The following is a 26,069-nucleotide window of genomic DNA, read 5'->3' on the forward strand; positions in this document are numbered from 1 at the left end:
TGCACGGCTCAGGCGCCGGACTTGAAGACCGGCGCGGTGATCTGGTTGTGCAGTCCCCCATCCACGAAGATGTCCGTGCCATTGATGTAGCGTGCAGCGTCGCTGGCAAGGAAGGCAGCGGCTTCCGCCGCATCCCACGGTGATCCCATCGCGCCCGGCGGACAAGTCGCGTTGCGCGTCTTCAGCAGATGGTCCAGTCCTTGCGCATGGGCTTCCGCCAACTGCTCTCGCACGAGCGCGGTATCCATCAGTCCGAGCAGGATGTTGTTGCACCGGATGCCACGGGCCGCATAGTGCATCGCCACGGTCATCCCGAGCGCATTCAGCGCCGCCTTGCTCGCGTGGTAGGCACAGGCGCCCGATACGCCAGCACGCGTGCTCGCGATGGACGACACCTGCACGATGGCCCCTCGCCCCGAACGGCTCATGATCGGAAGCACGTGCTTGAGGGCCAGGAAGGCCGACCGCGCGTTCAACGCGAACGAGCGGTCCCAATCTTCGACACTGAGCTCCTCGGGCCCGCCCTGGATCACGACGCCGACGTTGTTCACGAGAATATCGATGCTCCCGTTGACTTCCTGCGCCCGGCTCACCGCTTCGCGAATCGCGGACTCGCTGCACACGTCGGCCTCGATCACTTCACAGAGTCCTCCCTGCTCGCGCGCGAACCGCTGGGTGCGGCGCGCGGCCTCCAGGTCTCTGTCGGCGGCGAACACCACCGCGCCCTGGCTTGCCATCCTGATGGCGATTGCCGCGCCGTTTCCGGGGCCGCTTTCGGCGGCACCCGCGCCGAAGATCAACGCGGTTCTGGACTGGAGAGGTTGGCTCATCTCGGACTCATCCTTACTGCGCCATCGAGGCGCACGCATTCACCATTCATGTAGTCATTGGTCAAGAGAAACTCGACCAGATGAGCGAACTCCCCGGGCTCACCGACGCGCTTCGGAAACGGCACGGAGGCCTCCAGTGCGCGCCTCACATGTTCGGGTCCTGTCCGCAGCATCGGCGTGTCGAAGAAGCCGGGCTTGATCGCGTTGACCCGTATGCCCTCGCCCGCGAAGTCCCTCGCAATGGGCAGGGTCATGCCCGCGACGCCAGCCTTCGATGCGGCGTACGCAGCCTGCCCCATCTGGCCTTCGTCCGCCGAGATCGAAGCGGTATTGACGATCGCGCCGCGCTCGCCGCTGGGCAAGCGGTCCAGCGCCAGCATGCCGGCCGCCGACTTCGCGATGCAACGAAAGGTCCCGAGCAAATTGACCTGGACCACCCGCTCGTACTCGGCCATCGGGTAGTGCCGCACCGCGCCGGTGAGCTTGTCGCGTCCCGCGGACTTGTGGGCATGCACGACGCCCGCGCAGTTGACCAGGATGCGTTCCTGGCCATTGGCCTGGCGGGCTCGGGCAAGCGCCCGTTCGACGCTTTCGTCCGAAGTCACGTCGGCAGCGCAGAAGACGCCCCCTATCTGTCGGGCCAGCGACTCGCCAGCCTCCGCGTCCAGGTCGAGCAGCGTCACCTTGACACCCAGGGACGCCAGTCGAATCGCGGTTGCCGCACCCAGGCCCTTGCTCGCACCGGTCACGACGGCCGACACGTTGGCGTCCAGCTTCACGACGTCGCCCTCGCACTGTCCGTCAGGGCCTTGCGCTCGGCGTGAACGTTGTCGGGGTGATCGGTCAGGGCCTGAGCAAGCAGGCGTTCCAGGGGCTTTTCGGATGCCGTCTTCGGGATCTCCGGCACCACCTGGATGAAGCTCGGCACGAAGTTCGCCTCGAGCGCCGTGCGACAGCAGCGGAAGAGCGCCTGGACATCGAGTTGTGCATCCGGTGCGAACACGACGGCAGCCACGACATCCTTTTCACCGGCCGCACCCGAGGCGGCCGGAATGCCATACACGAACACATCGCAGACCAGGCCCGAATCCACGATGGCCTTCTCGACATAGGCGGTGCTGATGAAGTCTCCATTGCGGCGCACGCCCCCGCCCTTGCGGTACTCGAAGAAAAGCCATCCGTCGGCGTCTTCACGAACCACGTCACCCATGTGCAGCCACCCGCCTTCGCCCTTGCGGGCGGAAGCCTCGGGATCGCCGACGTACTCGATCTGAAAGGGCGAGCCATCCGCAGGGCGCAGCCAGAGTTCGCCGGGATGGCCTTGCCGCACATCCATGCCCGCGTCGTCGACGATGCGATGGACGAAGTGCGACGCGATGCGGCCGATGCTGCCGACTGGGCCTTCACCCAATGGCTTGATCGCGAGGCCTCCTTCGGCCGATCCGTAGAACTCGAGGATCCGTACGTCGAAGCGACGCTCGAACCGCTCCCACAGAGCGGCCGGCATCCCCGCCGAGACGACGAGCCGTACCGGGTTGTCCGCATCGTTGGCCTTCGCCGGCTCGGCGTAGATCGAAGTCGGCATGCCACCGAGCACCGTGAAGGTCGTGCATCCGTATCTGCGCGTGAGGTCCCACAGCCTGGAGCGCGTGAAGCGACGCGAGAACACCACCGGCAGGCCGCCCAGGAGCGCCGGCGCCAGGGTCACCTGCAGCGCGTTGGCATGGGTCAGCGACAGGCCGGAATAGAGCCGGTCGCTCGCCTGGTAGCCGAATCCCCGCAGCGCGGCAGCGGCGGTCTCGCAGAAGCGCCTCTGCGTCATGACGATCCCTTTGGGGTCGCCCGTGGTGCCGGAGGTGTGAAGGATCAACATCCTGTCGGCGCCGTTGGACTCCGGAAGCGGCAGGTCCTCGCCCGCGTCCAGGCAAAGATCGGCGTAGCACTCGACGCGCGGCGCCCACAGTGCGCGGCCCGGGCCCTCGTCGGTGGGGAGCGCGGCGACCCATGCCACGGCAGCCGCGCCATCCAGCGCATCTTCGACGTGACGCAGCGCGTAATCGGCCGCGACCAGTCCGGTCGCCTTTGCGTTGGCGACCATGAAGGCGAGTTTCTCCCCCTTGGTGCGCGGATCGATCGGAACCAGGACCGCGCGCAGCAACGATGCAGCGACCAGCAGGTCGACGAATTCGGCGTGGTTGGCCATCAGGAGCGCCAGCACGCTGCCCGGCCCCACACCGCGGCGACGCAGGCCGCGCGCCAGGGCCTGGCCGTTTCGCCATAGCTGACCATAGGTGCGCGTGACATCGGGCAGCGCCGTACCGCCTTCGAAGACGAGCGCTTCGCGCTCTGGCTGTGACCGGGCAAACTCCCAAATGATCGAAGCCAGGTTGTCGTGGGACTTGCTGCTCATTGCATCACGCCTTCTGAAGCACGCTGATGACGATCGCCGCCGCATCGTCGCCGATCCAGCCTCCGCCGTTCTCCGCCAGCGCGGTACGGGCACCGATCACCTGACGCGCGCCGCAACGCCCGCGCAACTGGTCGGTGAGCTCAACCAGTTGTGCGCACCCCGAAGCGCCGATCGGATGGCCTTTGCGCAGCAGCCCGCCCGACGGGTTCACGGGGACACGACCTCCCAGCCGCGTCGCGCCGCTGTCAAGCAACGCAGCAGCATCGCCCGAAGCCGCGAGTCCCAGGTGCTCGTAGTAAATCAGTTCGGCCGGAGCGCCGGCATCATGCAGCTCGACGAGATCGAGATCGGCCGGCCCCACACCGGCCAATTCATAGGCCTGGGCCGCAACAGACGGAGCCAGGCGTGCGGGGTCATCGTCGGTGTAGTCCCAGCCAGAGGCCAGTACCGATGAGAGAACGCGAACTCTTTGCTGGATGCCGAGCCTCTTCACCGCGCTTTCGGACATCAGGACGAGCGCCGCGGCGCCGTCTCCGATCGGCGCACACATCGGCCGCGTCATGGGATCCACGATGAGAGGTGCGGCGAGTACCTGCTCGATGGTGAGGACTTCCTGAAACTGCGCCTTCGGGTTGAGACTCCCATGAAACGAGTTCTTGGCGGCGACCGCGGCAAAGTCGCGCTGCGTCACTCCGCTTCGCGCCATGTAGTCACGCGCCATGCTCGCGTACAGGTCCATGAAGAGCGATCGCGACTTGCCCGCTTCCGCGAGATTGGCATCGGACTTGCTCTCGCGGAGGCTTCGGGACAACCTTTCATAGACCTCGTCGATGGCCTCGAGGTCGACGGCGCCCTGGAAGACGGAGAACGTGCGGGCCTTGTCCTCGCTGTAGAGCTTCTCGAAGCCAGCGACGAGCACGATGTCGTAGGCGCCCAGTCCGATCATCTGGAAAGCCTGTTGGAAAGCCGTCGCCGACGTGGCGCAAGCGTTCTCGACGTTGACCACGGGAATGCGGCCGATCCCCAGGCCGCGAAGCACCACTTGCCCCGGAACCAGCACCTGGCCCGTCATCACGCCTGCCGCCGCGTTCCCCATGTAGGCGGCCTGGAGTTGCGATGCCTCGATTCCGGCGTCGGACAGCGCCGCGGTGATTGCCTCCGCCGCGAGCGACTTCAGTCCGCGATCGAGAAATTTGCCGAAACGGGTCATGCCCGTGCCGGCGATGAATACAGGTTGCATGGAATAGGGGTTCGATCCAGGGAGCGTTCGAGGCGCACACCTGCGCCGAGCTCGGTTATTGATGCGGCGCTCGGGCTCTCGAGCCGCGCCGCGCCGCGCATCCACAGTGCCCGCCCCCCGCTGTCGCGGGTGGCAGCGCAGCGATTACTCGGGCTTGAAGTTGATGGCTCGCAGCATCTCGCCGTTCTTCTCGAAGTCGGCTTGCAAGGAGTTCACCAGCTCCTCCGGGGTGCGCGGCTGACCGACGCCGAAACCGTATTCGATGAGTCGGTCGCGCACGGCCTTTTGTTCCATCACCTTGAGCGTTGCCTGGCGCAGACGCGCCTGCGCGTCGGCCGGCATGCTCGGCGTGACCCACAGGCCGATCCAGACCACCGTCTCGATGCCCGGATAGCCGAGCTCGCGAAACGTCGGCACGTTGGGCAATGCCGGCGAACGCTCCGGAAGAGTCACCGCGAACGCCTTCAATTTGTTCGCCTTGATCATCGGCAGTGCCGTCGACATGCCGTCGAACATCAGCGGCACATGCCCGCCCATGACATCGGTGAGGCCGGGCGCCGATCCCTTGTAGCCAACGTGCGTCATGTCCAGGCCGGCGGCCTGATTCAGCTTCAGGCCCGCCACGTGCGCGACCGTTCCGGCGCTGTACGAGGCGTAGCTGACCTTGCCCGGATTCGCCTTCACGTAGCTGACGAGCTCGGGCACGGTTCGGGCAGGCACGGATGGGTGGCCGACCAGCACCAGGCCGAAGCGCGCGAATTCCGCGAGTGGCTTGATCTCCTTCGCCATATCGATCTTCAGCTTCAGGATATGCGGCACCTCGGAGACCATGCCACTGATGCCGACCAGCACCGTCGATCCATCCTGCGGTGAGTGCATCAGGTCGTTGACCGCGATCGCGCCACCGGCACCCGGCTTGGGATCGACCACGACCGCCTGGCGCAATTCCTTCTGAAGCCCGTCGCCCAGGATGCGAGCGACGATGTCCGAGCCTCCGCCCGCGGGGGCGGAGACGATGATGCGCAGCGGCTTGTCGGATGCGGGTTGCGCGCGCACTTCGGGTGCGCCGAGAACGATCGCTCCCGCGAGCGCCATCAGCGCCGCCGAGAGGTGTCGTCGGGAGAAATCGAAACTCGATGCTTTCATGTATGTCTCCTGTTTTTCTTTGGGGTTGATTGCGCGATGCGACTGGGTGCCGGTCTTCACTTCACCGTCTTCTTTCGCGCAGGTGCTTTCGCCGGGAGCGGTGATGCCGAGTCCGGTCTCTTGACCGGCGCCATGATTCCGCCCCAGAGGATCGACATCAGCGGCGCCGCTTGCGCCGAAAGGGAATAGCTTCGACGGCGGTATTCCCACATCAGGAAGGCCCGGTTGAAGATGGCGTTGAAGGCATCGAGCATCACTCGGCTGTCGATGTCGCTTCGAAGTTCGCCTTGCCGTTGCGCCTCATTGATCGTGTGCAGCAGGCGCTTCATCATCCCGGGCTGCGCGTAGCTCGGGTCGCGCATCCAGCGCTCGAGCGGAACGGTCATGAAGATGATGCGGCCGACACCGGGGTTCCTCTCGTAGAACTCCAGATGCATCTGCAGCACGCCGAGCAGCCTCGTCCTGACGTCACCCTCTCCTTCGAGCGGCTCGAATGACGCCGGATACAGACCTTCGAGCCAATGCTGGATAAACCAGAACAGCAGCGACTCCTTGTCCCCGAAGTAGCTGTAGATCGTTCTGAAACTCATCCCGGCTTCGCGTGCGATCGTTCGCATATCGGCACGGTGGAAATCGCCGGCGGCGTACGTCTCCATCACGACGGGCGACAGCCGATCGCGCAGATGATCGGGAATGATGCGTTCGCTCGCAAAGGGTGTCGGCCCTTGCGTCTTCGCCTTCGCGTCGATGTTTTTGGTCATGTCTCGAGTCGTGAGTAACGTTGTTACCCGGCATGGTAACGAAGTTACCTTCTGCCTATCTAGGGTCAAACCCTTACCCGTTTCGACCTCCCTAAGTTCGACACCTCGCTTAGGATAACGATGTTACCTAGGTCGTTTTTGCCGGTGTTTGGCGAGGGAAAGATGCCCGCCAAAACACCTCTTCAACTCAGCTGCACGTGCAATAGGAGAACCAATTGAATCTCGAAGGAAAGACAGCCCTGGTCACGGGTTCGACCAGCGGCATTGGCCTGGCCATCGCGAAGGCGCTCGCGCGTCAAGGCGCGAACATCGTTCTCAACGGGCTCGGCGACATCGACGCCGCCCAACGCGAACTTTTGGCAAGCGGTGCCAGAGCGATGCGCCATGAGGCCGACATGCGAGACCCCGCACAGATCGAAGACCTGATGAAGTTTTGCGCTTCCAGCTTCGGTCGCGTCGACGTACTGGTCAACAACGCGGGGATCCAGCATGTGGCGAACGTCGAGGCGTTCCCAGTCCAACGATGGGACGAAATCATCGCGGTGAATCTTTCGAGCGCCTTTCACACCACGCGACTGGCACTTCCAGCCATGCGCGCCGCCAACTGGGGAAGAGTCATCAACGTGGCATCGACCCACGGCCTGGTGGCCTCGGCGCAGAAGTCGGCCTATGTGGCGGCGAAGCATGGCATCGTCGGATTGACCAAGGCCGTTGCGCTTGAGACCGCAACGACCGGCATCACCTGCAACGCGATCTGCCCTGGGGCAACGCTCACGCCTCTGGCACAAAAGCAGATCGACGATCGAGCCCGGCTCGACAGCGCCTCGGTCGATGAGACGCGGGTCAGGATGGTCGGCGAGAAGCAACCTTCGCTGGACTTCGTCACCGTCGAGCAGTTGGCCGAACTTGCCGTGTTCATGTGTTCGCCCAGCGCGGATCAAGTCCGCGGCGCTGCCTGGGCCATGGATGGGGGCTGGACGGCCCAGTAGTCGTCCTGTGCTTACCAGACTCGATGAGCTAGAAAAACCAAAGTGTGTTCACTATTTTAGACAAATTATAAGGCTTTGACTAAAATAATGGACACCATGCCCGCTGCGATCCAACTTGATTCCCCGACTTCCAGTGAACTGCTGCGCCAGTTCGGCGAGCGGTTGGCGTCTGTGCGCCGTGCCCGCGGGCTGACAGCGCTGAGCTTTTCTCGCGAACTTGGCATTTCTCGCACGACGCTCGGTGCGGCCGAGCGTGGCGAGCCCGCCGTGACAATGGGAACCTACATGCGCATCCTTGCGCAACTGGGTATGGCGGCGGACATTGCCCTTCTTGCAGCACAGACGGAAAACTCTGCCAGCATCATGCGCCGTCACCAGCGTTTCGCACGCGAGGTCGAGCGTGGCCAGCGTCACCCGCAGACTCTGTTTGCGTTTCCGGCCGAACTTGTCGCGCGAGCCGAGTTGGAGTTTCCTGAGAATGCGTTCGGTGAGCCGCAGCCGTGGTGATCGATATCAAGGGCAAGAAGGAGGCCATCACTCCGCCTGACATCGTCAACCGGTTGCTTGCAGCGGCCGGCGAAGACATGGTGCTCGTGGGCGGCCAAGCGTTGGCATTTTGGGTCTTGCGATACGAGTTGGTCATACCGAGCGGGCACGCTGCGATCTCCAGCGACACGGATTTCCTTGCGGTCGCGACCCATGGGCGTGCACTGGTTGAGCGGATGGCCGAAGTCATCCACGGACAAGCACTGTTTCCGAGCCGTCGAGCCTTGACGGCCCTTGTCGGGCAAGCCGTTCGCCCCATCAGCGACGACGAGTTCGTCAATGTCGACGTCATCGACAGTGTGATCGGGATTGCCGAGGAAGACGTTCGATCGCGCGCCGTACATGCGGCGGTGGACGGCCAATCTTTTCTAGTGATGCACCCTTTGCACGTTCTTAGATCGCGCTTGGCCAACATCTACGCGTTGACGGAGAAGCAGGGCATCAAAGGTGAAATGCAGTTGGCCTTGGCGATAGACGTGGCGCGCGAATTCGTACGGACAGAGGCCCGGGACAAGCAAGGTCACGGCGAGTCGACGCGAAGTCCCATACAGCCGTACATCACCGAGATTGAGCGCATGGCGTTGGATGACGCAGGCAGAAAAGTGGCGCAAAGATTCGGCATCCGTGTCGCCGATGCAATCGATCCGTCAAGCATTCCCGCCGGTCCATTCTGGGATCGAAAATGGCCGACACTCGTGACGCTGATGTCAGCGGACTATGCCAACCGATATCAGCCACCGAAGCCTTGAGTGATCGTGCCCTTGGCGTTCTCTCTTCTTGGCGGGTCGCTCAGGTGATGAGTCGTGGAGGTCTGCGCAAAGCACTGGACTGGCCTGCATCGGCCAAAGGGAAGCGCAGTTGCTCCTTCAGGTAGGCAATGAATGCCTGCACCTTTGGCGACGGCAAATGCTCGCGTGACGACAGGGCATTGAGTTCCTGCGGCGGTCCCCACCACCCGGGAAGCACGCGCACAAGCCGGCGCGCCTTCACGTCGGCCGCCATGCTCATCTCCATCGCCAAGGAAATTCCTTCGCCCTGCAGCAGCGCGGGATGCAGGAAAAATGGATCGCTCGCGACGATGACGGGATGGACGAGAAACCCGCGCGGCTTGCCCGTGCCCTTGCGCATGGGCCACACATACCCCACGTCACGACGCGCCTGATGCAACGTGAGTGTGCGGTGGTCGCACAGTTGCTCCGGCGATGGGGGAAGACCGGCGCGCTTGACGTAGGCAGGGCTCGCGAAAGCACCCGACGGAAAGCTCGCGAGCCGGCGCGCGACGAGACTGGAGTCGGGCAGTTCGCCCAGGCGCAGCGCGATGTCGATCTCGGACTCGACCAGGTCGAGCGTCGCATGCGATGCCACGATCTCGATCTTCACGTCTGGGTAGCGCGCACGAAAGCCTGGCAGCAGCGGAGCAATCCAGTCGACGCCGAATGAATAGGGCATCGTCAAGCGGAGCCAGCCGCGCGGGCCGTCGCGCAGCTTGTGGACCTCTCCCTCTGCATGCTCCAGCGTCGCTGCAATGCCTCGACAGTGTTCGTAGTAGATCGCACCGGCCTCGGTGAGGCTGAGCTTGCGCGTGGTGCGCCTCAGCAACTGCGCGCCCACATGCTTTTCGAGCTCGAGGACCCGTCGGCTGACCGTCGTCTTCGGTATCTGCAGCGCATGCGCCGCCGCGGTGAAACTGCCTTCCTGCACAACCCGCACGAACACGAGGGTGTCGTTCACATCTCTTCTCATGGCGGCGATCTCTTCAATGGCATCGGTGCACATTGTCCCATCCATGGGCCAATTCTTGCCACTTCGATGGGCTAATCAAACTGGCCGCCCCTGCTTATCTTCGGTGCTTCACTGCCACGGAAGAACACCATGAACTTGAGCGAATACGCGAATTTCGACGCTGTCGACCTGGCCCGCCTGGTGGCCAAGGGCGACGTCCGGCCGGCCGAACTCGCCGCCCTGGCCCTCGCGGCGGCCGATGCGGTCAACCCCGCCGTCAATGCCGTCGTCGAGCAGTGGACGCCCGAAGAGGTGGATCTCGCCACGGCTAAGGCCACGAACGGTCCGCTCGCAGGCGTGCCGTTTCTCATCAAGGACCTTGCGATCCAGATGGCCGGACGGCGCTGCGAACTTGGCAGCCGTCTCGCGCAAGGGCTGGTCGCCGCGGACGATTCGCTGCTGATGCGCCACTATCGGCGTGCCGGTCTGGTCACCGTCGGGCGCACGACCACACCCGAGATGGCCTTCAGCACCGAAACCGAGTCGGTGCAGCAAGGCGCCACCCGCAATCCGTGGAACCCCACCTTGAGCGCGGGCGGCTCCAGTGGCGGCTCGGGCGCCGCGGTGGCGGCAGGTATCGTGCCGATCGCGCACGCAACCGATGCGGCCGGCTCGATCCGGGTTCCAGCCGCCTACAACGGGCTTTTCGGTCTCAAGCCGACGCGCGGGCGCACCTCAAACGGGCCGGCGCTTGATGAAGTCTTTGGCGGTCTGGGCGTGCAACTGGGTCTGAGCCGCTCCGTGCGCGACAGCGCCGCGCTGATGGATGCCGTACAGGGCTATTCCCAAGGCGATCCGTACTACACGCCGGCGCCTGCCGAAGGCTTCCTGTCTCAGGTCGGGCGCGATCCCGGCAGGCTTCGCATCGGGCTCATGCTGCATCCTTGGAATGGCGTACAGACGGCCGACCCCATCGCGCAGGCCGCGCGCGACGTCGCAGCCCATCTGCAGTCGCTCGGTCATCGCGTCGAGGAGGTGGCGCCCGTGCTGGGGGTCTCGTGGGAAGCCTTCGTGCATGCCAACGCGCAGATCTGGTGCGCAACGCTCGTACGCTGGATCGACGGGCTCGCCGCCGCCACGGGGCGCCCGATCGCTGCGAGCACCCTGGAGCCTTCGACGCTTGCCAACTACCGCTACGGCCAGGAGGCACGTGCTGTCGATTTCGCGGCGGCTTTCGAGGTCCGCAACACCGTATCGCGCGCGGTGGGCGCCTGGTTCGACGACATGGACGTGCTCATGACCCCCACGCTGCCCGAGATGCCGGGCGCGCTCGGCAACTACAGCGAAGGCGCCGAGCGCATGAGCGGCCTCGACTGGACCGCGCGGGTCTTCCGCCATACGCCCTTCACGCCGCCAGCCAATGTCGCAGGTACGCCGGCCATGTCGGTGCCGCTGTGCGTCGACCCCGATACCGGACTGCCGATCGGAATCCAGTTCATGGGAGGGTTTGCGCGCGAAGACCTGCTGCTGCGGCTGGCCGGGCAACTGGAACAGACGATGCCTTGGGCCGCGCGCCGACCCGCGGTGTGGGCTGGTGCGGCTTAAGGGAATCACAAGAAGGCGATGGTACAACCCGCCGGCTTTGCACGGATCGCGGGGCTGTATTGACCGCCGCCGCCCCGATGGCGACAGCACGCGCTGCGTATCGGTCACCGCGAAGAACTGCGAGGTCGCGCGCATCCAGCGCGAGATGGTTTGATCGCTCGCGTCAGATGGGGAGGCCTGGTTCGGCGCAGCGAGATCTCACACGATTGATGAGTTCTGAGCGAGCTCGTGAGGTGCTGATGCCACTGCCGCCAAGGCAGGGCACCTCATTCCAATGCCGCTATCCACTCCCGTCATGCCCCCGTAACCAGCGGGAGCAAACAGTCGTGGACAAGAGGCAGGCCTTGCCGACGGCCCAAACAACATCCAAGATTCACTGAGTCAGCAAGTCGCCCTAAACCAGAATTCGCTGGGTCAGTAGCCGGCCTCGCGCTGATGACGCAGAGCCAGTACCGTGACCACATCAATGTCTTCGTCGTACCGGTAAAGCGATACGTAACCGCCGCTACCGAAGTCGATCACCCACTCGCGATACTCAGACGGCAAATCCTCCAGCGGCCGTCCGATCAACGGCTGCAAACCCAGCACCTTCACGCCCTGCAGAATGCTTAGAGCAGCGCGCCGCGCTGCTTGCGGGTTTTTCGGACGCAAGAACTCACGCAAACGCTGCAGGTCGCGCAGCGCCGCAGGCGCGAACCTCACTTGTGGCATTCAGGCTCAGGCTGCTCGTTGTCCGTGCCCCAACTGTCCAACCAAGCACTCACTTCTTCGGCCGTGACGTGCAGACCCGTCTGCTGAAACTCATCCCAGGCGGCCACCGCTTGTTCATGAAGCTCCTGACGCTTTTCCTCCCGCTCCACATACTGCGCGATCGCCTCGCGCATGAGCCAGTGCGGCGCGCGGTGGCGCGCCTCGGCCAGACGCTTGAGCCGGCCCTTGAGCTGGGGGTCGAGTTTGACCGGCGTGGGCGCGATGGACGAAGAAGAACTCGCGGTAGTCATGGGTAATACTTTATCAACTTTCAGCGCATCCGGGCAGTTGCACCAGCGTTCCCGCGGAGTTCCCATGGCCCCCCGCGCGTCCGGTGATTGGGGGCGGCCGAAATCTCGCCGAACGCCGGCACCTCTTGGTGGGCATGGCAGCCTAAACGATGCAATCGCGATAAATGCAGTACTCGAATACGACACGCGTAGTCGATTGCGCTTTAAGTACGCTTGCGGCCTGACGTCACCGGGTGAGACTGCAATCTGAACGGCGCGTGTCGGCGACAGCCGATCCTGCCCCCCCCTTTGGCGGCAAGAGGTACTGGCGCAACGGTGATCGAGCCCGATGCGCTAACGCGCCACGCCGTTAGTTGATTTTCAACCTTCGACGACGGCATCGGCATGCCGGTGGATGTAATTCTTTAGAATAAGAACCATTCCTATTTGTCACGCCTTCGTGCTCCCATGTCCGCCCCCCTGCCAGCCCCCGCGCTGATCGACAGCATCTACCGCGAGCACCATGGGTGGCTGCTCGGCTGGTTCCTGCGCAGGCTGAGCGGCAGTTCCCAGGCCGCGGACCTGGCGCACGACACCTTCGTACGGCTCATCACCTCGCGCGAGCTGGCGCAGGTGCGCGAGCCACGCGCATTCCTGCGCACGCTCGCCCACGGCGTGATCGTCAACCACTGGCGCCGCGCCGACGTGGAGCGCGCCTGGGCGGAAGCGGTCGCCGCACAGCCCGAGCTCTTCGCCCCCTCCCCCGAGGAGCGAATGATCGCGGTGGAAATGCTGTGCCGCATCGACGCCATGCTGAACACGCTGAGCGACAAGGCGCGCAAGGCCTTTCTGCTGTCGCAGATCGACGGTCGGACCTACGCGGAGATCGCGCTCGAACTCGGCGTGTCGGATCGGATGGTCAAGAAATACATGGCCCAGGCGATGTTGCAGTGCCTTCTTCTCGCGCAGGAGCCATGACCGCGGTCTCGGCGCACCCGGAACAGCCCCGGGCGACGTTCGAACATCTGCAGCAGGCGGCAACCTGGTTCGCCCTGCTGCAGTCCGAATCGGCCACCGCGAGCGACCGGCTGCGCTGGGAAGCATGGCTGCGCAAGGATGGCGGTGCGCGTGCCGCTTGGCAGCAGGTCGAGGCCGTGTCCCGGGACTTCTCGTCCGTGCGCCATCTCCCCGCGCGCCAGATCCTCGAAGACACGCGGGCCACGGCCACGCGCCGCCGTCGCAGCGCGCTGCGCGTGCTGGCCTTGCTGCCCGTTGCCGGCGTGGCCGGCTGGCTGCTCGAACGCGAACTGCCCTGGCGCGCATGGGTGGCGACGTACCGCACGCAGACCGGCGAACGCCGCGAAATCGCGCTGGAAGACGGCAGCCGGCTCTGGCTCAACACCGCGTCGGCGGTCGATGTCGACTTCACGGCCACCCATCGGCGCATCCTCCTGCATGCCGGCGAAGTGCTGGTGTCCACGGGACACGACCCAGCCTGGGAGGACCGACCGCTCGTGGTCGAGGTCGCCCAAGGACGGCTCACGGCGCTGGGCACGCGCTTCACCGTGCAGGGCGAGGGCGACGCTGCCGGCTCGGCACTCGTCACGGTCTTCGAAGGCGCGGTGCGCGCCCAGCCCGCCCAGGGCGGGCCGTCGCTCACGCTGCGCGCCAATGAACAGACCCGGCTGTTCGCCGACCGCGTCGAAGCACCTGCGGCGGCGGACGCGGGCAGCGACAGCTGGACGCGCGGCCAGCTTGTCGCCAACGACATGCGTCTGGGCGACTTCATCGATGCGCTGGCCCGCCACCGGCGCGGCCACCTCGCCTGCGCCCCGGCCGTTCGCGACCTGCGGATCGTGGGCAGCTATCCGCTGGCGGACACCGACCGGATCCTCGCGGCGCTTCAAGCCACCCTCCCGGTACGGGTGAACCGCGTGCTGCCATGGTGGGTGACCATCGAGCCCGCGCAGGGCCCCGACAACCGCCACTGAAAAAAAGAATCGCGGCGGAGGTTCCCCTTTTGCGACCGTCGTGTGGCAAGGAAGGTACCAACCCTTCCATTTGCTCAAAGCCTCCATGCGCGACCTTTCGACTCCTTCCCTCCATGGCGTGCGCTCCGCACGACCGCCCCGCTCGCGCCTGCGTCGCACCACCCTCGCGGCGCGCGCACTGGGCACGGCGCTCGCCATCCTGCCCGCCGCCATCGTCCTGCATGCCAACCCGGCGCTCGCCCAGTCGCCCGCGGAACAGGCCGCGCGCGACTACGCCCTCGCGCCCGGCCCGCTGGCCGGCGTCCTCACGCAGCTCGCCAGCCAGTCGGGCATCCTGCTGTCGGTCGATGCATCCCTCACCGCCGGGCTCGACAGCCCCGGCCTGCGCGGACGCTTCACCCTGCAGGAGTCGCTCGCCACGGCCCTCCAGGGCAGCGGCCTGCGGGCGACTCGCACGGGCGACAACATCTACTCCCTGCAGCGCGATGCGTCGCGCCCCGCCAGCCCGTCGGCCGCGGGTCAGCCATCGGCCGGGTCGCTGCCGGCGGTCGTCGTGGAGCCCCAGGCGAGCCGGGAGACCGGCACCGGCCCGGTGTCCGGCTTCATCGCGCGGCGCAGCGTCTCGGGCACCAAGACCGACACGCCCCTGATGGAGACGCCGCAGTCGGTGTCCGTCGTGACGCGCGACCAGATGGACGCGCAGGGCGCGACCACGCTGGTCGAGAGCCTTCGCTATACGCCGGGCATCGTCGCTCAATACGGCAACACCGACCTGCGCCTGGACTGGCTCACCTTGCGAGGCTTCACGCCGCCCGCGCGCTACCTCGACAACCTGCGCCTGCCTTTCGGCGCGCGCGGCTACTCGCAGCCGCGCATCGAGCCCTGGGGGCTGGAACGCGTCGAGGTCGTCAAGGGGCCGTCGTCGGTGCTCTACGGGCAGGCTACGCCTGGCGGGCTGGTGAACATGGTCAGCAAGCGCCCCACGCTCGAGCCGGTGCGCGAGGTGGAGCTGCAGTTCGGCAGCCACAACCGGCGCCAGGCCGCGCTCGATCTCGGCGGTGCCATCGATGCCGATGGCGTCTGGAGCTACCGGCTGGTCGCGCTGCACCGAGAGGCCAACACGTCCTACGACCACGTTTCCGAGCGCAAGACCTACTTCGCCCCGTCGCTGACCTTCCGCCCTTCCAGCGCAACGCGTCTCACGGTGCTCGGCCAATGGCAGTCGCTCGACTCTCCCGGCGGCGGCGGCGCGCCGGCACTGCCCGCCGCGAGCACCCTCGACACCAGCCGCTACGCTGCGCTGCCCACGCGCACCTTCGTCGGCGAGCCAGGCTACGACCGCTTCAGCAACCGGCAGCGCTTCGTGGGCTACGAATTCGAACACCGCTTCAACGACACCTTCACCGTGCGCCAGAACCTGCGCTACGGCAAGGTCGACGCGTACACCCAACGCATTCAGGCCGTCTGCCTGGCGGCCTGCAACCCGTCCTCGCTGCTGCGCTACGCATGGGCATTCCCCGAGGAAGCCAGCCTGCTGACCGCTGACACGCAGCTGCAGGCGGACTTCGCCACCGGCACGTTGCGGCACACGCTGCTCGCCGGCGTGGACTTCTCCAATGAGAAGTCCGCGTTCGACGAAACCAACCTGCGCATCATCACGCGGCCCTTCAACGCCTACCTCCCGGTCTTCGGCACCGATTCCGGCGCGGTGCCCAGCGTCGCGACCCACATCGACCAGAAGCGTCGCCAGACCTGCTTCTACCTGCAGGACCAGATCCACTTGGACCGCTGGAGCCTCGTGCTGGCCGGCCGCTACGACAAGGCCGACACCGACACCCGCACGCTGACGACCGCGACGGCGCGCATTGCACGCGTCGACCAGCACGACGACAAGTTCACCGGGCGCGCCGCGCTCATGTACAACTTCGACAGTGGCTTCGCGCCCTACCTGAGCTACAGCACCTCGTTCCAGCCGGCCGCCGGCACCGACCGGCAGGGCAATCCCTTCGAGCCCACCACGGGCCGGCAGATCGAGGCCGGCCTGAAGTACCAACCGGCCGGATCCAAGGCCATGGTGACGGCAGCCGTCTACGAGCTGACGCAGCGCAATGTGCTGACCCCGGATCCACTGAGCCGATCGTTCAGCGAGCAGACCGGCGAGGTGCGTGTGCGCGGCCTCGAGCTGGAAGCCAAGGCACCGCTGGCGCGCGGCCTGGATGTGATCGCCTCCTATGCCTACACCGACAGCCGGGTCACGCGCGCCAACGCCAACGCGTCGGGCGCCAGCACCCTGGGCAAGCGCTTCCCCTATGTGCCCGAGCACCAGGCGGCCCTGTGGCTGGACTACGCCTTTCCGATGGAGATCGCGCCCGGGCTGTCGCTGGGCGCGGGCGTGCGCCGCATCAGCACCACCTACGGCGATGCCGCGAACCAGTTCCGCGTGCCCGGTGTGACCCTCATGGATGCGGCCCTGCGCTGGGACCTCGGGCGCTGGCGCCCGTCGCTCAAGGGCCTGCGCCTGGCGCTGAACGTGTCCAACCTTGCGGACAAGACCTATGTGGCGACCTGCCTGTCGTCGACCGGCTGCTACTACGGCGAGCGTCGCAGCGTCTATGTGACCGCTGGGTACAGTTGGTAGCGTGCCGCGCGGCCACATGCAAATGACCTGCTCGGCTTGCTCGAGACAGCCACTCGTGGAAGAGAGCGTGACGCAGGTTCAGGGAATGGACAGAAAGTCGTGCGGGAATCTCCGGCAATCAGGCGACTGCCGCAGCGACATCGGTAGCGGAGTCGGCGTCACGCGACCGCGCGAGGTCGAGCGCGACGTCCACAATCATGTCTTCTTGACCGCCAACCATACGGCGCCGTCCAAGTTCGAGCAGAATCTCGACGGCCGGCAGGCCGTAACGTGACGCGGCGGCTTCCGCATGCCGCAGGAAGCTGGAGTAGACACCGGCATAGCCAAGCGACAGAGTCTCCCGGTCTACCCGAACGGGCCGATCTTGCAATGGCCGCACGATATCGTCGGCCGCATCCATCAGCGCCTTGACGTCGCAGCCATGATCCCAATTCAGCCGCTCGGCCGCGGCCACGAAGACCTCGAGCGGCGCGTTACCGGCGCCGGCGCCCATTCCAGCCAGGCTCGCGTCTACGCGATCGCAGCCTTCCTCCACGGCTACGATGCTGTTGGCTACGCCGAGGCTGAGGTTGTGGTGGGCATGCATACCGGTCGCCGTCTCCGTGCGCAATACGTCTTTGAGGGCGCGGAAGCGGTCACGCACGTCCTGCATGCCCAAGGCTCCGCCCGAGTCGACGACGTAAACGCAGGTGGCACCGTAGCTTTCCATCTTCAGCGCCTGCTGCGCGAGCTCTGCCGCGCTGGTCATGTGACTCATCATGAGGAAGCCGACGGTGTCCATGCCAAGCTCGCGCGCGGTCTCGATGTGCTGCTTTGCGACGTCGGCTTCCGTGCAATGCGTCGCCACGCGCACCACGCTGGCACCGGCCGCGTGGGCGGCCTTCAGGTCGTGCACGGTGCCGATGCCTGGCACGAGCAGGGTGGCGATGCGCGCCCGACGAACGGCATTGCGCGCCGCGGCGATCCACTCGACGTCGGTGTGTGCGCCAAAGCCGTAATTGAAGCTGGAGCCGGCGAGCCCGTCGCCGTGGGCGACCTCGATGGAGTCAACGCCCGCTGCATCGAGCGCGGCCGCGATCTGCGCCACCTGCTCCACGGTGTACCGGTGCCGGATGGCGTGACTGCCATCGCGCAGGGTCACATCAGAAATGTAGATCTTTTTGTCATTCATGGAATTCTCCTCACGCGTTCGCCATGGCACGGGTGGCCAGCAGGCGCGCCGCGATGCGGTCGCCGCTCGCGAGCGCGGCACTGGTCATGATGTCGAGGTTGCCCGCATACGCCGGCAGGTAGTGCGCCGCGCCTTCAACCTGTAGGAACACGGAAGTCTTCAGTCCGGCGAGCCCTCCCACGCCGGGAATCTGCAGCGCCTGCCCGGGCGGAATGTGTTCGAACTGCACGGCTTGCTTGAGGCGGTAGCCCGGCACGTACCCCTCCACGGCCGCCACCATGGCCTGCACCGAGTCTTCGATTGCGGCCTCGTCACCGCCCACGCTCAGCGTGTAGACGGTGTCGCGCATCAGCAGTGGCGGCTCTGCAGGGTTAAGAATAATGATGGCCTTGCCCCGCCTCGCCCCTCCCACAACTTCGATAGCGCGGGCCGTGGTCTCCGTGAACTCGTCGATGTTGGCCCGCGTGCCCGGGCCCGCAGAGCGGCTCGACACCGACGCGACGATCTCGGCATAGTGCACGGTCGCCACTTGCGAGACAGCATGCACGATGGGAATGGTCGCCTGACCGCCACATGTGACCATGTTGAGGTTTAGCGCGTCCAGGTGTTCTTCAAGGTTCACCACAGGGACACAGTAGGGACCGATGGCGGCCGGCGTGAGGTCCACCATGCGGAGGGCCGGCTTGCGCTCGCGCAGGAAGGCGTCGTTGCGGACGTGCGCGGCAGCCGAGGTTGCGTCGAACACAATGTCGATGTCGCCGAAGGCGGGATGTCGCGCGAGGCCCTCGACCCCCTGGTCGGTAGTTGCCACGCCGAGGCGGCGCCCACGCGCGAGGCCGTCGGAGTTTGCATCGATGCCGGCTAGCACGACCACCTCGAGGTTCCGTGCGCCGCGCAGGGCCTTGATCATCAGATCGGTGCCGATGTTTCCACTGCCGATGATGGCAGCTTTGATCTTGTTCATGAAGGTTCCTTGCATGTTCACGCGAACCGCGCCGCGACGCGGCCGAGACCTTCAATATGCGCCTCGAAGAACGAGGGCGCAGTGATCGTCACCATCGGTCCGAGCGCCCCGGTCAGTACGACATCGCCGGCGCGCAGCGGGGTGCCGAGCCGGGCCAGTTGCCGCGTCAGCCAGACAGCAGCATTCAAGGGATGGCCCATGCACTCGCCGCCGCTGCCCTGGCTCACGCTGCGGCCGTCTTCGGTCAGTGTCATGCCGGCATCGCGCAGACTCAGCCGATCCAGTCGTTTCGGGTCCGCGCCCAGTACGTAGCCGGCGGCCGATGCGTTATCGGCGATGGTGTCGAACAGGTGTATGTCCCAGGCCGCGATGCGACTGTCCACGATTTCGAGCGCAGGCACCGCATAGGCCGTGGCCGCGAAGAGGTCGGCCAAGGTTGCGTCGGCGGCCGTCACATCCTTGTCGAGCACGATCGCGACTTCGGCTTCCAGCTTGGGCCGAATAAAGCCGGTCAGCGGAATCTCCGCGCCGTCGCCAAAGGCCGTGGAGCTCCAGAGCGCGCCGTAGTCCGGCTGGTCTACGCCAAGCTGTCGCTGCACGCTGGCGGCAGTAAGCCCGATCTTGCGGCCCGTGACGCGATCGCCGCTCGATATGCGGCGCGCCTCGTTGATGCGCTGCACGGTATAGGCGTTCTCCTGAGTCACCGACCAGCCGAGGGACTCGGCTTGGTGCCGCAACGGCGTGCAGGGGGAGCGCTGATGCTCGGCGTCGCGCAGCGCCGCCGCTAAGGCTTCGGCGGGGTCGGATAGATGTTGCATGGATGATCTCTGTTGGTGGGGGGTTGGGTGGGGCAGCGCATCGCGCCGGGTTGCGTCAAGTCGTCGAGAGGAGGCCCCGAACAAGAGCGAAGGACGGCAATTTCATCTGGCCTCTTCTCAAGATGTCGAGACGAAGAAAGCAGCTCGGCGATGAACTGGCCGCGCAGGCAATGTCGCTCATCGCGACGATGTTTCGCCTGTTCATGCGACCGTCTTCGCCATTGATGATGTGACTGAAGCAAAGGTTAGCGACGAGGGAATAGCGGCGGAAATGCTTTCTCGGCATGGAGGCCATGCCGATCCGGGTGTCACGATCCCGGAACTGAGGTGGGCGGCAGCGCGGGTGAACGACTCGAACTTCGCACGGTCAACCGCAACCGGCGCGGTGTGCTAAAGACAGGCCGCAGTCCAGGGGCGACGCCAGAACCGCGGCCCCAGGCGCTCGACGGTCAACGAGCTTCGCGACCATCTTCGAGCTCGGCGCCGGTTCATTCGAGCAGCCGTCGCAGCTCAAACTTCTGGATCTTGCCGGTGGAGGTCTTGGGCAGTTCGCCGAAGACCACAGCTCGCGGTACTTTGAACCCGGCCAAGTGCTTCTTGCAGTGCGCGATGATGTCTTCGGGCACGAGCTTCGCGCTCGCCTTGAGCTCGACGAAAGCGCACGGTGACTCGCCCCATTTGAGATCAGGCTTGGCCACCACCGCGGCAGCCAGCACGTCTGGATGCCGGTACAGGACATCCTCCACTTCGATCGAGGAGATGTTCTCCCCGCCGGAGATAATGATGTCCTTGCTGCGGTCCTTGATTTTGATATAGCCGTCCGGGTACTGCACAGCGAGGTCGCCCGTGTGGAACCAACCGCCGGCGAACACCTCTTGCGTTGCCTTCGGGTTCCGAAGGTAGCCCTTCATCGTAATGTTGCCGCGGAACATGATTTCGCCCATGGTGACGCCGTCCCATGGTACGGGCACCATCGTCTGCGGATCCATCACGATGGCGCCCTGCTGCAGGTGGTAGCGCATGCCCTGGCGGGCGTTCAGCCGCGCGCGCTCGCCGATGTCCATTCCGTCCCATTCAGGGTGCTTCGGGCAGACCATTGCCGGGCCGTAAACCTCGGTCAGGCCGTACACGTGGGTGAGGTCGAAGCCGAGCCGCTCCATGCCCTCGATCATCGAGGCAGGCGGCGCCGCGCCGGCCACCATCGCCTTGACCCCGCGCGGCAGTTTTCTCGTCAGTTCGTCGGGCGCGTTGACGAGCATCGAATGCACGATCGGCGCGCCGCAGTAGTGCGTGACCCCGTGCTCGCGGATCGCGTCCACCATCGCGTCGACATCGACCTTTCGCAGGCACACGTTAACCCCGGCGCGCGCCGCGATAGTCCAGGGAAAGCACCAGCCATTGCAGTGGAACATCGGCAGCGTCCAGAGGTAGACTGCGTGCTTGGGCATGTCCCACTCGAGAATATTCGACACGGCGTTCAATGCCGCGCCACGGTGGTGGTAGACGACGCCCTTGGGGTTACCGGTGGTGCCGCTGGTGTAGTTCAGGGCGATGGCATCCCACTCGTCTTGCGGCAGATCCCAGGCGAAGTGTGGATCGCCCTCGGCAACGAACACGTCATAGGTCAACTCGCCGATGCGCTCCACTGGTCCGGCGTAGAGTGGGTCATCGACGTCCACCAGCAGCAGCGGCGAGTGACTCTTACGCAATGCCAATGCCTTCTTTAGCACCGGCGCGAACTCCATATCAACAATGACCGCTTGGGCCTCGCCGTGGTCCAGCATGAAGGCGATGCTTTGGGGATCCAGCCGCGTGTTGAGGGTGTTGAGTACCGCGCCGGCCATGGGCACGCCGAAGTGCGCCTCGACCATCGCAGGCGTGTTGGGCAGCATGACCGCCACCGTCTGCCCTTTGCCGATGCCGCGCCGCTGAAGCGCAGAGGCCAACCGTCGGCATCGGACGTACACCTCGGACCAGGTGCGGCGCAGGTTCCCGTGCACGATGGCCAAGCGCTGTGGATATGCCTCGGCGCTTCGTTGGAGGAATGGCAAGGGAGAAAGCGACGCGTAGTTCGCGGAGGTCCGGGGAAGGTCCCGGTCGAAGAGCGGAGTGTCCATGGATGTCACCTATTCAGTCGCAAGGAAGTTGAGCCCGGTCGTGATCTCCGAAGGACTTCGACCAACGCGTGGCGCGCCCGGACGCGGAGAATTCCCATCTCAAGTTGACGGAGGCCGTGCACTCTTGCGGCCAGCGGATCCGAGCTCGGCATTTCCGACGGCTCGGTCAACAGTTTTTCCAGGGCTCGATCAGGAATTTCATTCCTGTCGCGGGATGTGCGCAGACCTTGAGGACCTCCGGTGAGATGACCTCCTTCAGCGAAATGCCTCGGGCGTAGTGGCTCGCAAACGTGGTCTTGACTTCTGCGGCAACCCGAGCTTTGAGCCTGTCGAGGATTTGCGGCTGCGTCACCTTGAGGTACCGCAGAAGAAGCCATCCGCCAGCGGCCCATGCAGCACCGATGTCGCGCGGTATCTCGATGGGGCGAGGATCGAGAGCGCCGTACACATACAACTGTTTAAGAACTTCGGAGCCGTAGCGGGAGGCTGCCTGACCGGGACGGCGGCTGATGGCCACCTCCATGCAGCTCAAAATCTGCCCGCCGCTACCCCCTCCAATGGGGTCCAAGACAATCGTTGCCCCCGTGGCCGCAATGGCGTCAACAAGTCGATCTCTGAAATCGCCGGAACTCGAGTTGCACACGTAGCGGGCGCCCTGCGCGCGCAAGAGTTCCTCTTGCTGCTGCGACCGCACCACGTTGACGAGCGGGACACCATCAGCAAGGCAGATTCGAAGAAGGATCTGTCCGAGATTCGAGGCAGCAGCCGTTTGGACAATCGCCGTGTGGCCCTCCCTGCGAGCCGTCTCCACCATCCCTAACGCGGCGAGGGGATTGACGAAGCAGGAGGCAGCCTCTACCGCACTGGTGCCCTCGGGGAGCACGAGACATTCTGCCGCCGCTACACAACGATAGCGCGCGTACATGCCCCCGGCCATCGCTGCAACCGTTTTCCCCATCAAGGACTGCGCAGCCTGTGAACTTCCTGCCGCCACGACCGTACCTGCCCCTTCGAGACCGACCGGCATGGAAGCAGCCCTGCTCGATCGCATCGCCGGCAGGGATGCTGCAGGTACAGGCGCCACAAGTTCCGGCCCAGCAGCACCGTCTGCAGTCCACGCCAGACTGAGGTCCGCGGCGCCAAGCATCGCGCCAATGTCGGACGGGTTGATTGGAGCGGCCTCGACGCGAATGAGCACATCTTCAGGCTTCAGGGCTGCCAGCGGCTCTCTGACAAGGGAAAGCACAACCTGTCCTCCATGAGTGACGACAGAGCGCAGTTGGAGCGACTCATCCGAGATTTTTTCTTCCACGTTGAACGCCGAGTTGAATGGTTGCAAGGTTCGCCGCTCGAAAGACCGGGCACGAGCGGCGGGGTGTGATCAGAACGGGCGCCGCTGTGCCGCCCATTCGACGCCACGCTTCACCAGCTCTTGGAACATCGGCAGGTCCCAGGGGCCCCGATGGTCGAGCTGATCGGGCAGGTGCGGGAAAGGCTTGTCATAGGGCCGGTTGGCGTGGCCGAGCGCGAGATAGAGTACGCCGCCATCGCCGACTGCCCGGCGGTAGAGGATCGGGCGATCGGCCTCCTCGAAATGAATGCCGCCGAACGCTTCACCGCCCCAGTTCGCGTGGAGCAACACGTCGAGGTCTCTGGTGACATCCTCGATGCAATACAGCTCGTCGGACACGTCGAAATCGCGGATGCCTTGTAGCAGCGGCTCTTCCTGCCGCGTCACTTTGACCGGGAAGGTCATGTACTTCGGGTGTGAGATGAAGCGTGTGCCGAGGATGCTCGGCATCGCCTGATTGCCCGCGACCGAATTGGTCGCATGCAACGCGAACCAGCGCCCGCCTCGATCGAGGAAGCGCCGGATCGCTGCACTCGCTTTTTCACTCACCGGTACCTGCGACGTGTAGCTGACGAGCAGGTCAACTCCGAGGAGGTCGGCCGACTCCTCATAGTCGTTGTAGCAATCGGTGCGAATGCCGTGAGCGTCGTAGAGAGCCTGGGCGAGCCGCAGCCGCGCGAAATCAAAATCGTGGTTACGGTGGGGACTGCCGCACACCAGTGCGGCGACAAGCGGGCGCGGCATCGCTTAACCGACGTCCCGCGAATGCCGCATCTCGTCCTTCATCGGCGCAGCCTCGCCGAAAGCTGCCGGCATCAGCAGCCTGCTCTCCTGACGGACGAAGAGAGGAGCGACCTGTGCGACGTACGCTTGCCACGCAGGAAGCGCGGCGAGCGCGCCACGCCGGCGCACACGGTCCTCGAACGAACTGAACCCCCAAATGAAGATCACCTGGTTCAGGTCACCGACCTCGGTCATGTAGCACCCGGCCAAGTGCCCAAGGACTTCACACTGAAGCGACTTGCCCTTCTCTGCGTAGATGCTGAGGTAGTCCTTCAGGCGGGACGGCAGCACCTGGTAGGTCCGCATCTCGAAGAGCATCTTATCTTCCGCCCGTGATATCGATGACAGCACCATGGACGTACGATGAGCGTTCCGACGCCAGCCAAAGCACAGCCTCAGCGACTTCGTCCACCGTGCCCGGGCGTTGCATCGGAATCGTAGGCGCAATGCTTTCGATGAGTTTTGCGCCTCCGAACTCATCGTGCATTTCGGTGACGATCACACCCGGTCGAAGGCTGTTGACCCGAACGCCCTGCGGCCCGAGCTCCTTGGCCAGCGCGATGGTCATGCCGTCCAACGCGGCTTTGGTGGACGCATAGTGAGCAAGTTCGGGCATACCGCCGTGCCGTGCCGCAGCCGATGAGATGTTCACGATCGATCCGCCTTCGCCTCCGCTGGTGCGGCTCATGCGCCTGACCGCTTCGCGGGAGCAGAAGAAGGCGGAAAACACGTTCGTCTCGAAGATCCGCTGCAGCCTGTCCTCGTCGATTGCATCGATAGCGCACCGGCTGCCGGAGATGCCGGCGTTGTTCACCAGCACGGAGACGCTGCCCAATGTCTGATCGACTTCGGCGAAAAGCTTCGCGGCTCCGGCACTGGTCGACACATCCGCACAGACCGCAGCGGCCCTGCCTCCTTGGCGCGCAATATTTCGGACGAGCGCTTCCGCGCCATCACGATCACTGCGGTAGTTCACCGCAACCCCGTACCCCTCTTTCGCCCCGAGGAGCGCAATCGCGGCACCGATACCCCGGCTGGAACCGGTCACAACAAGCACTTTCGACACATTCGTTCCTTCAGAAGTTGACACCTGCAGCGCCCTTGAGGTGCAGGCGCTCGCGGGCCTCCTCGGCAGACGCGATCTCCAGCCCCAATCCTTCGATCAGCTTTCTCACGGCCCGGACCTGATCCACATTCGACTCAGCCAGCTTGCCGGGGCCAAGCCAGATCGAGTCCTCCAGGCCGACGCGCACATTTGCGCCCATCGTTGCCGCCTGCGCCGCCACTCGCATCTGCGCGGCGCCTGCTCCGATCACTGACCAGTGGTACTGATCGCCGAACAGCCGGTCGGCTGTCCGCTTCATGTGCATCACATCCTCCGGGTGCGTCCCCGCCCCTCCCAGAATGCCGAGGACAGATTGAATGAAGAGAGGGGCCTTCAACATTCCACGGTCCAGAAAATGTCGAAGGTTGTACAGGTGCGCGGTGTCGTAGCACTCAAACTCGAAACGCGTGCCCGCCTCGGACCCCACCCCCAGGATGTGCTCGATATCTTTGAAGGTGTTCCTGAACACGAGGTCGCGGGTGCTCTCCAGGAACGGAGCCTCCCAATCGAACCTGAAGTTGCTGAAGCGCTCCAGCATGGGATACATGCCGAAGTTCATCGACCCCATGTTCAGCGAGGCGACTTCCGGCTTGAACTCGATCACAGGCCGAATGCGCTCGCTTACAGCCATGCCGGGCGCACCGCCCGTGGTGATGTTGATCACCGCGTCGCATCGCTCCTTGATCTGCGGCAAGAACTTGCCGAATGCTTCCGGCGACTGGTCCGGCCGCCCCGTAACGGGGTCTCGCGCGTGCAAGTGGATGATGGCGGCGCCAGCCTCGGCAGCGCCCACGGCTGCATCCGCGATTTGTTGGGGGGTGATCGGCAGGTGCGGCGTCATTGTGGGCGTATGCACGCCGCCTGTCACCGCGCAGCTGATGATTACTCGCTGTTGCTTCACA

The 26,069-nt window shown here is 64.9% G+C and carries 25 protein-coding genes; 7 read left to right on the forward strand and 18 right to left on the reverse strand.

Annotated elements, in window-relative coordinates; all coding sequences use genetic code 11:
* Window positions 1-8: 8 nt before the first annotated feature.
* From ACEN9J_RS37090 to ACEN9J_RS37115, 6 genes are all read right to left on the reverse strand, one after another.
* Window positions 9-830, reverse strand: a complete 822-nt coding sequence (locus ACEN9J_RS37090; RefSeq protein ID WP_261206514.1) for an SDR family NAD(P)-dependent oxidoreductase — start codon at window positions 828-830, stop codon at window positions 9-11.
* On the reverse strand, window positions 827-1,609 hold the full coding sequence (locus tag ACEN9J_RS37095) for an SDR family NAD(P)-dependent oxidoreductase (RefSeq protein ID WP_261206516.1): 783 nt from the start codon (window positions 1,607-1,609) through the stop codon (window positions 827-829). The genes ACEN9J_RS37090 and ACEN9J_RS37095 overlap by 4 nt, the downstream gene beginning before the upstream one ends.
* Window positions 1,606-3,240: an AMP-binding protein gene (locus ACEN9J_RS37100; RefSeq protein WP_413764887.1), complete on the reverse strand. Its 1,635-nt coding sequence runs from the start codon at window positions 3,238-3,240 to the stop codon at window positions 1,606-1,608. The genes ACEN9J_RS37095 and ACEN9J_RS37100 overlap by 4 nt, the downstream gene beginning before the upstream one ends.
* A 4-nt stretch (window positions 3,241-3,244) precedes the next feature.
* Window positions 3,245-4,480 (reverse strand): thiolase family protein, encoded by a 1,236-nt coding sequence (locus tag ACEN9J_RS37105; protein WP_296734703.1) that lies wholly within the window; start codon window positions 4,478-4,480, stop codon window positions 3,245-3,247.
* A 144-nt stretch (window positions 4,481-4,624) separates the two neighbouring features.
* Window positions 4,625-5,686: a Bug family tripartite tricarboxylate transporter substrate binding protein gene (locus ACEN9J_RS37110; RefSeq protein ID WP_413764888.1), complete on the reverse strand. Its 1,062-nt coding sequence runs from the start codon at window positions 5,684-5,686 to the stop codon at window positions 4,625-4,627.
* Window positions 5,683-6,387: a TetR/AcrR family transcriptional regulator gene (locus tag ACEN9J_RS37115; protein WP_057596813.1), complete on the reverse strand. Its 705-nt coding sequence runs from the start codon at window positions 6,385-6,387 to the stop codon at window positions 5,683-5,685. Before ACEN9J_RS37115 ends, ACEN9J_RS37110 begins: the two co-directional genes overlap by 4 nt.
* Before the next feature lie 215 nt (window positions 6,388-6,602).
* Between ACEN9J_RS37115 and ACEN9J_RS37120 the strand changes: the two genes are divergently transcribed.
* From ACEN9J_RS37120 to ACEN9J_RS37130, 3 genes are all read left to right on the forward strand, one after another.
* Entirely contained in the window at window positions 6,603-7,376 is a 774-nt protein-coding gene (locus ACEN9J_RS37120; RefSeq protein WP_413764889.1) for a 3-hydroxybutyrate dehydrogenase, read from the forward strand.
* Between the two features lie 96 nt (window positions 7,377-7,472).
* Window positions 7,473-7,883, forward strand: coding sequence for a helix-turn-helix domain-containing protein (locus tag ACEN9J_RS37125; protein WP_261206527.1), 411 nt, complete (start codon window positions 7,473-7,475; stop codon window positions 7,881-7,883).
* Window positions 7,880-8,671 (forward strand): hypothetical protein, encoded by a 792-nt coding sequence (locus ACEN9J_RS37130; RefSeq protein WP_413764890.1) that lies wholly within the window; start codon window positions 7,880-7,882, stop codon window positions 8,669-8,671. The genes ACEN9J_RS37125 and ACEN9J_RS37130 overlap by 4 nt, the downstream gene beginning before the upstream one ends.
* Before the next feature lie 40 nt (window positions 8,672-8,711).
* Here the strand turns inward: ACEN9J_RS37130 and ACEN9J_RS37135 are convergent, their stop codons facing one another.
* A complete protein-coding gene (locus tag ACEN9J_RS37135; protein WP_314733627.1) occupies window positions 8,712-9,698 on the reverse strand; it encodes a LysR family transcriptional regulator in 987 nt (328 codons plus the stop codon).
* A 96-nt stretch (window positions 9,699-9,794) separates the two neighbouring features.
* Here ACEN9J_RS37135 and ACEN9J_RS37140 point away from each other — a divergent pair, with 96 nt between their 5' ends.
* Window positions 9,795-11,249 carry an amidase gene (locus ACEN9J_RS37140; RefSeq protein ID WP_413764891.1) on the forward strand — a complete coding sequence of 485 codons (1,455 nt, stop codon included), beginning with the start codon at window positions 9,795-9,797 and terminating at the stop codon, window positions 11,247-11,249.
* 414 nt (window positions 11,250-11,663) lie between these two features.
* Here the strand turns inward: ACEN9J_RS37140 and ACEN9J_RS37145 are convergent, their stop codons facing one another.
* Window positions 11,664-11,960 carry a type II toxin-antitoxin system RelE/ParE family toxin gene (locus ACEN9J_RS37145; protein WP_057596818.1) on the reverse strand — a complete coding sequence of 99 codons (297 nt, stop codon included), beginning with the start codon at window positions 11,958-11,960 and terminating at the stop codon, window positions 11,664-11,666.
* A complete protein-coding gene (locus ACEN9J_RS37150) occupies window positions 11,948-12,250 on the reverse strand; it encodes a CopG family ribbon-helix-helix protein (protein WP_261206535.1) in 303 nt (100 codons plus the stop codon). Before ACEN9J_RS37150 ends, ACEN9J_RS37145 begins: the two co-directional genes overlap by 13 nt.
* Window positions 12,251-12,697: 447 nt before the next feature.
* On the opposite strand from ACEN9J_RS37150, the gene ACEN9J_RS37155 reads away from it, so the two are divergent.
* The 3 genes from ACEN9J_RS37155 (at window position 12,698) to ACEN9J_RS37165 (ending at window position 16,858) form a co-directional block, all read left to right on the forward strand.
* Complete coding sequence (locus tag ACEN9J_RS37155) at window positions 12,698-13,207, forward strand: sigma-70 family RNA polymerase sigma factor (protein WP_413764892.1); 510 nt, start codon at window positions 12,698-12,700, stop codon at window positions 13,205-13,207.
* The gene (locus tag ACEN9J_RS37160; protein WP_413764893.1) at window positions 13,204-14,220 is read left to right on the forward strand and encodes a FecR domain-containing protein; all 1,017 of its coding nucleotides are present in this window, start codon (window positions 13,204-13,206) and stop codon (window positions 14,218-14,220) included. The genes ACEN9J_RS37155 and ACEN9J_RS37160 overlap by 4 nt, the downstream gene beginning before the upstream one ends.
* A gap of 118 nt (window positions 14,221-14,338) precedes the next feature.
* On the forward strand, window positions 14,339-16,858 hold the full coding sequence (locus ACEN9J_RS37165; protein ID WP_413764894.1) for a TonB-dependent siderophore receptor: 2,520 nt from the start codon (window positions 14,339-14,341) through the stop codon (window positions 16,856-16,858).
* 118 nt (window positions 16,859-16,976) lie between these two features.
* On the opposite strand, the gene dmpG is transcribed toward ACEN9J_RS37165, so the two are convergent.
* From dmpG to ACEN9J_RS37210, 9 genes are all read right to left on the reverse strand, one after another.
* Window positions 16,977-18,029 (reverse strand): 4-hydroxy-2-oxovalerate aldolase, encoded by a 1,053-nt coding sequence (dmpG, locus tag ACEN9J_RS37170; RefSeq protein ID WP_203206431.1) that lies wholly within the window; start codon window positions 18,027-18,029, stop codon window positions 16,977-16,979.
* Window positions 18,030-18,039: 10 nt separating this feature from the next.
* Window positions 18,040-18,993 (reverse strand): acetaldehyde dehydrogenase (acetylating), encoded by a 954-nt coding sequence (locus ACEN9J_RS37175; protein WP_209542296.1) that lies wholly within the window; start codon window positions 18,991-18,993, stop codon window positions 18,040-18,042.
* Between the two features lie 17 nt (window positions 18,994-19,010).
* Window positions 19,011-19,811 carry a 2-keto-4-pentenoate hydratase gene (locus tag ACEN9J_RS37180; protein WP_261206547.1) on the reverse strand — a complete coding sequence of 267 codons (801 nt, stop codon included), beginning with the start codon at window positions 19,809-19,811 and terminating at the stop codon, window positions 19,011-19,013.
* Between the two features lie 488 nt (window positions 19,812-20,299).
* Window positions 20,300-21,928, reverse strand: coding sequence for an acyl-CoA synthetase (locus ACEN9J_RS37185; protein WP_296734666.1), 1,629 nt, complete (start codon window positions 21,926-21,928; stop codon window positions 20,300-20,302).
* Window positions 21,929-22,094: 166 nt separating this feature from the next.
* Complete coding sequence (locus ACEN9J_RS37190; protein WP_261206554.1) at window positions 22,095-23,267, reverse strand: alcohol dehydrogenase catalytic domain-containing protein; 1,173 nt, start codon at window positions 23,265-23,267, stop codon at window positions 22,095-22,097.
* A gap of 42 nt (window positions 23,268-23,309) precedes the next feature.
* Entirely contained in the window at window positions 23,310-24,023 is a 714-nt protein-coding gene (locus tag ACEN9J_RS37195; protein ID WP_261206556.1) for a ThuA domain-containing protein, read from the reverse strand.
* A gap of 3 nt (window positions 24,024-24,026) precedes the next feature.
* Entirely contained in the window at window positions 24,027-24,380 is a 354-nt protein-coding gene (locus tag ACEN9J_RS37200) for an NIPSNAP family protein (RefSeq protein ID WP_209542299.1), read from the reverse strand.
* 1 nt (window position 24,381) lies between these two features.
* Window positions 24,382-25,128 carry an SDR family oxidoreductase gene (locus tag ACEN9J_RS37205; protein ID WP_203206425.1) on the reverse strand — a complete coding sequence of 249 codons (747 nt, stop codon included), beginning with the start codon at window positions 25,126-25,128 and terminating at the stop codon, window positions 24,382-24,384.
* Window positions 25,129-25,138: 10 nt separating this feature from the next.
* Entirely contained in the window at window positions 25,139-26,068 is a 930-nt protein-coding gene (locus ACEN9J_RS37210; protein WP_203206424.1) for a 3-keto-5-aminohexanoate cleavage protein, read from the reverse strand.
* Window position 26,069: the final 1 nt, after the last annotated feature.

It is taken from the genome of Variovorax sp. Varisp41 (assembly GCF_047325085.1).
Taxonomy (GTDB): domain Bacteria; phylum Pseudomonadota; class Gammaproteobacteria; order Burkholderiales; family Burkholderiaceae_C; genus Variovorax.

Excerpts from the sequence above, each read along its gene's own strand:
- ACEN9J_RS37150 (WP_261206535.1), bottom strand. The coding sequence starts at position 12,250 with ATGACTACCGCGAGTTCTTCTTCGTCCATCGCGCCCACGCCGGTCAAA.
- ACEN9J_RS37145 (WP_057596818.1), bottom strand. The coding sequence starts at position 11,960 with ATGCCACAAGTGAGGTTCGCGCCTGCGGCGCTGCGCGACCTGCAGCGT.
- ACEN9J_RS37090 (WP_261206514.1), bottom strand. The coding sequence starts at position 830 with ATGAGCCAACCTCTCCAGTCCAGAACCGCGTTGATCTTCGGCGCGGGT.
- ACEN9J_RS37105 (WP_296734703.1), bottom strand. The coding sequence starts at position 4,480 with ATGCAACCTGTATTCATCGCCGGCACGGGCATGACCCGTTTCGGCAAA.
- ACEN9J_RS37160 (WP_413764893.1), top strand. The coding sequence starts at position 13,204 with ATGACCGCGGTCTCGGCGCACCCGGAACAGCCCCGGGCGACGTTCGAA.
- ACEN9J_RS37200 (WP_209542299.1), bottom strand. The coding sequence starts at position 24,380 with ATGCTCTTCGAGATGCGGACCTACCAGGTGCTGCCGTCCCGCCTGAAG.
- dmpG (WP_203206431.1), bottom strand. The coding sequence starts at position 18,029 with ATGAATGACAAAAAGATCTACATTTCTGATGTGACCCTGCGCGATGGC.
- ACEN9J_RS37100 (WP_413764887.1), bottom strand. The coding sequence starts at position 3,240 with ATGAGCAGCAAGTCCCACGACAACCTGGCTTCGATCATTTGGGAGTTT.
- ACEN9J_RS37140 (WP_413764891.1), top strand. The coding sequence starts at position 9,795 with ATGAACTTGAGCGAATACGCGAATTTCGACGCTGTCGACCTGGCCCGC.
- ACEN9J_RS37115 (WP_057596813.1), bottom strand. The coding sequence starts at position 6,387 with ATGACCAAAAACATCGACGCGAAGGCGAAGACGCAAGGGCCGACACCC.
- ACEN9J_RS37175 (WP_209542296.1), bottom strand. The coding sequence starts at position 18,993 with ATGAACAAGATCAAAGCTGCCATCATCGGCAGTGGAAACATCGGCACC.
- ACEN9J_RS37195 (WP_261206556.1), bottom strand. The coding sequence starts at position 24,023 with ATGCCGCGCCCGCTTGTCGCCGCACTGGTGTGCGGCAGTCCCCACCGT.
- ACEN9J_RS37155 (WP_413764892.1), top strand. The coding sequence starts at position 12,698 with ATGTCCGCCCCCCTGCCAGCCCCCGCGCTGATCGACAGCATCTACCGC.
- ACEN9J_RS37125 (WP_261206527.1), top strand. The coding sequence starts at position 7,473 with ATGCCCGCTGCGATCCAACTTGATTCCCCGACTTCCAGTGAACTGCTG.
- ACEN9J_RS37185 (WP_296734666.1), bottom strand. The coding sequence starts at position 21,928 with ATGGACACTCCGCTCTTCGACCGGGACCTTCCCCGGACCTCCGCGAAC.
- ACEN9J_RS37180 (WP_261206547.1), bottom strand. The coding sequence starts at position 19,811 with ATGCAACATCTATCCGACCCCGCCGAAGCCTTAGCGGCGGCGCTGCGC.
- ACEN9J_RS37135 (WP_314733627.1), bottom strand. The coding sequence starts at position 9,698 with ATGTGCACCGATGCCATTGAAGAGATCGCCGCCATGAGAAGAGATGTG.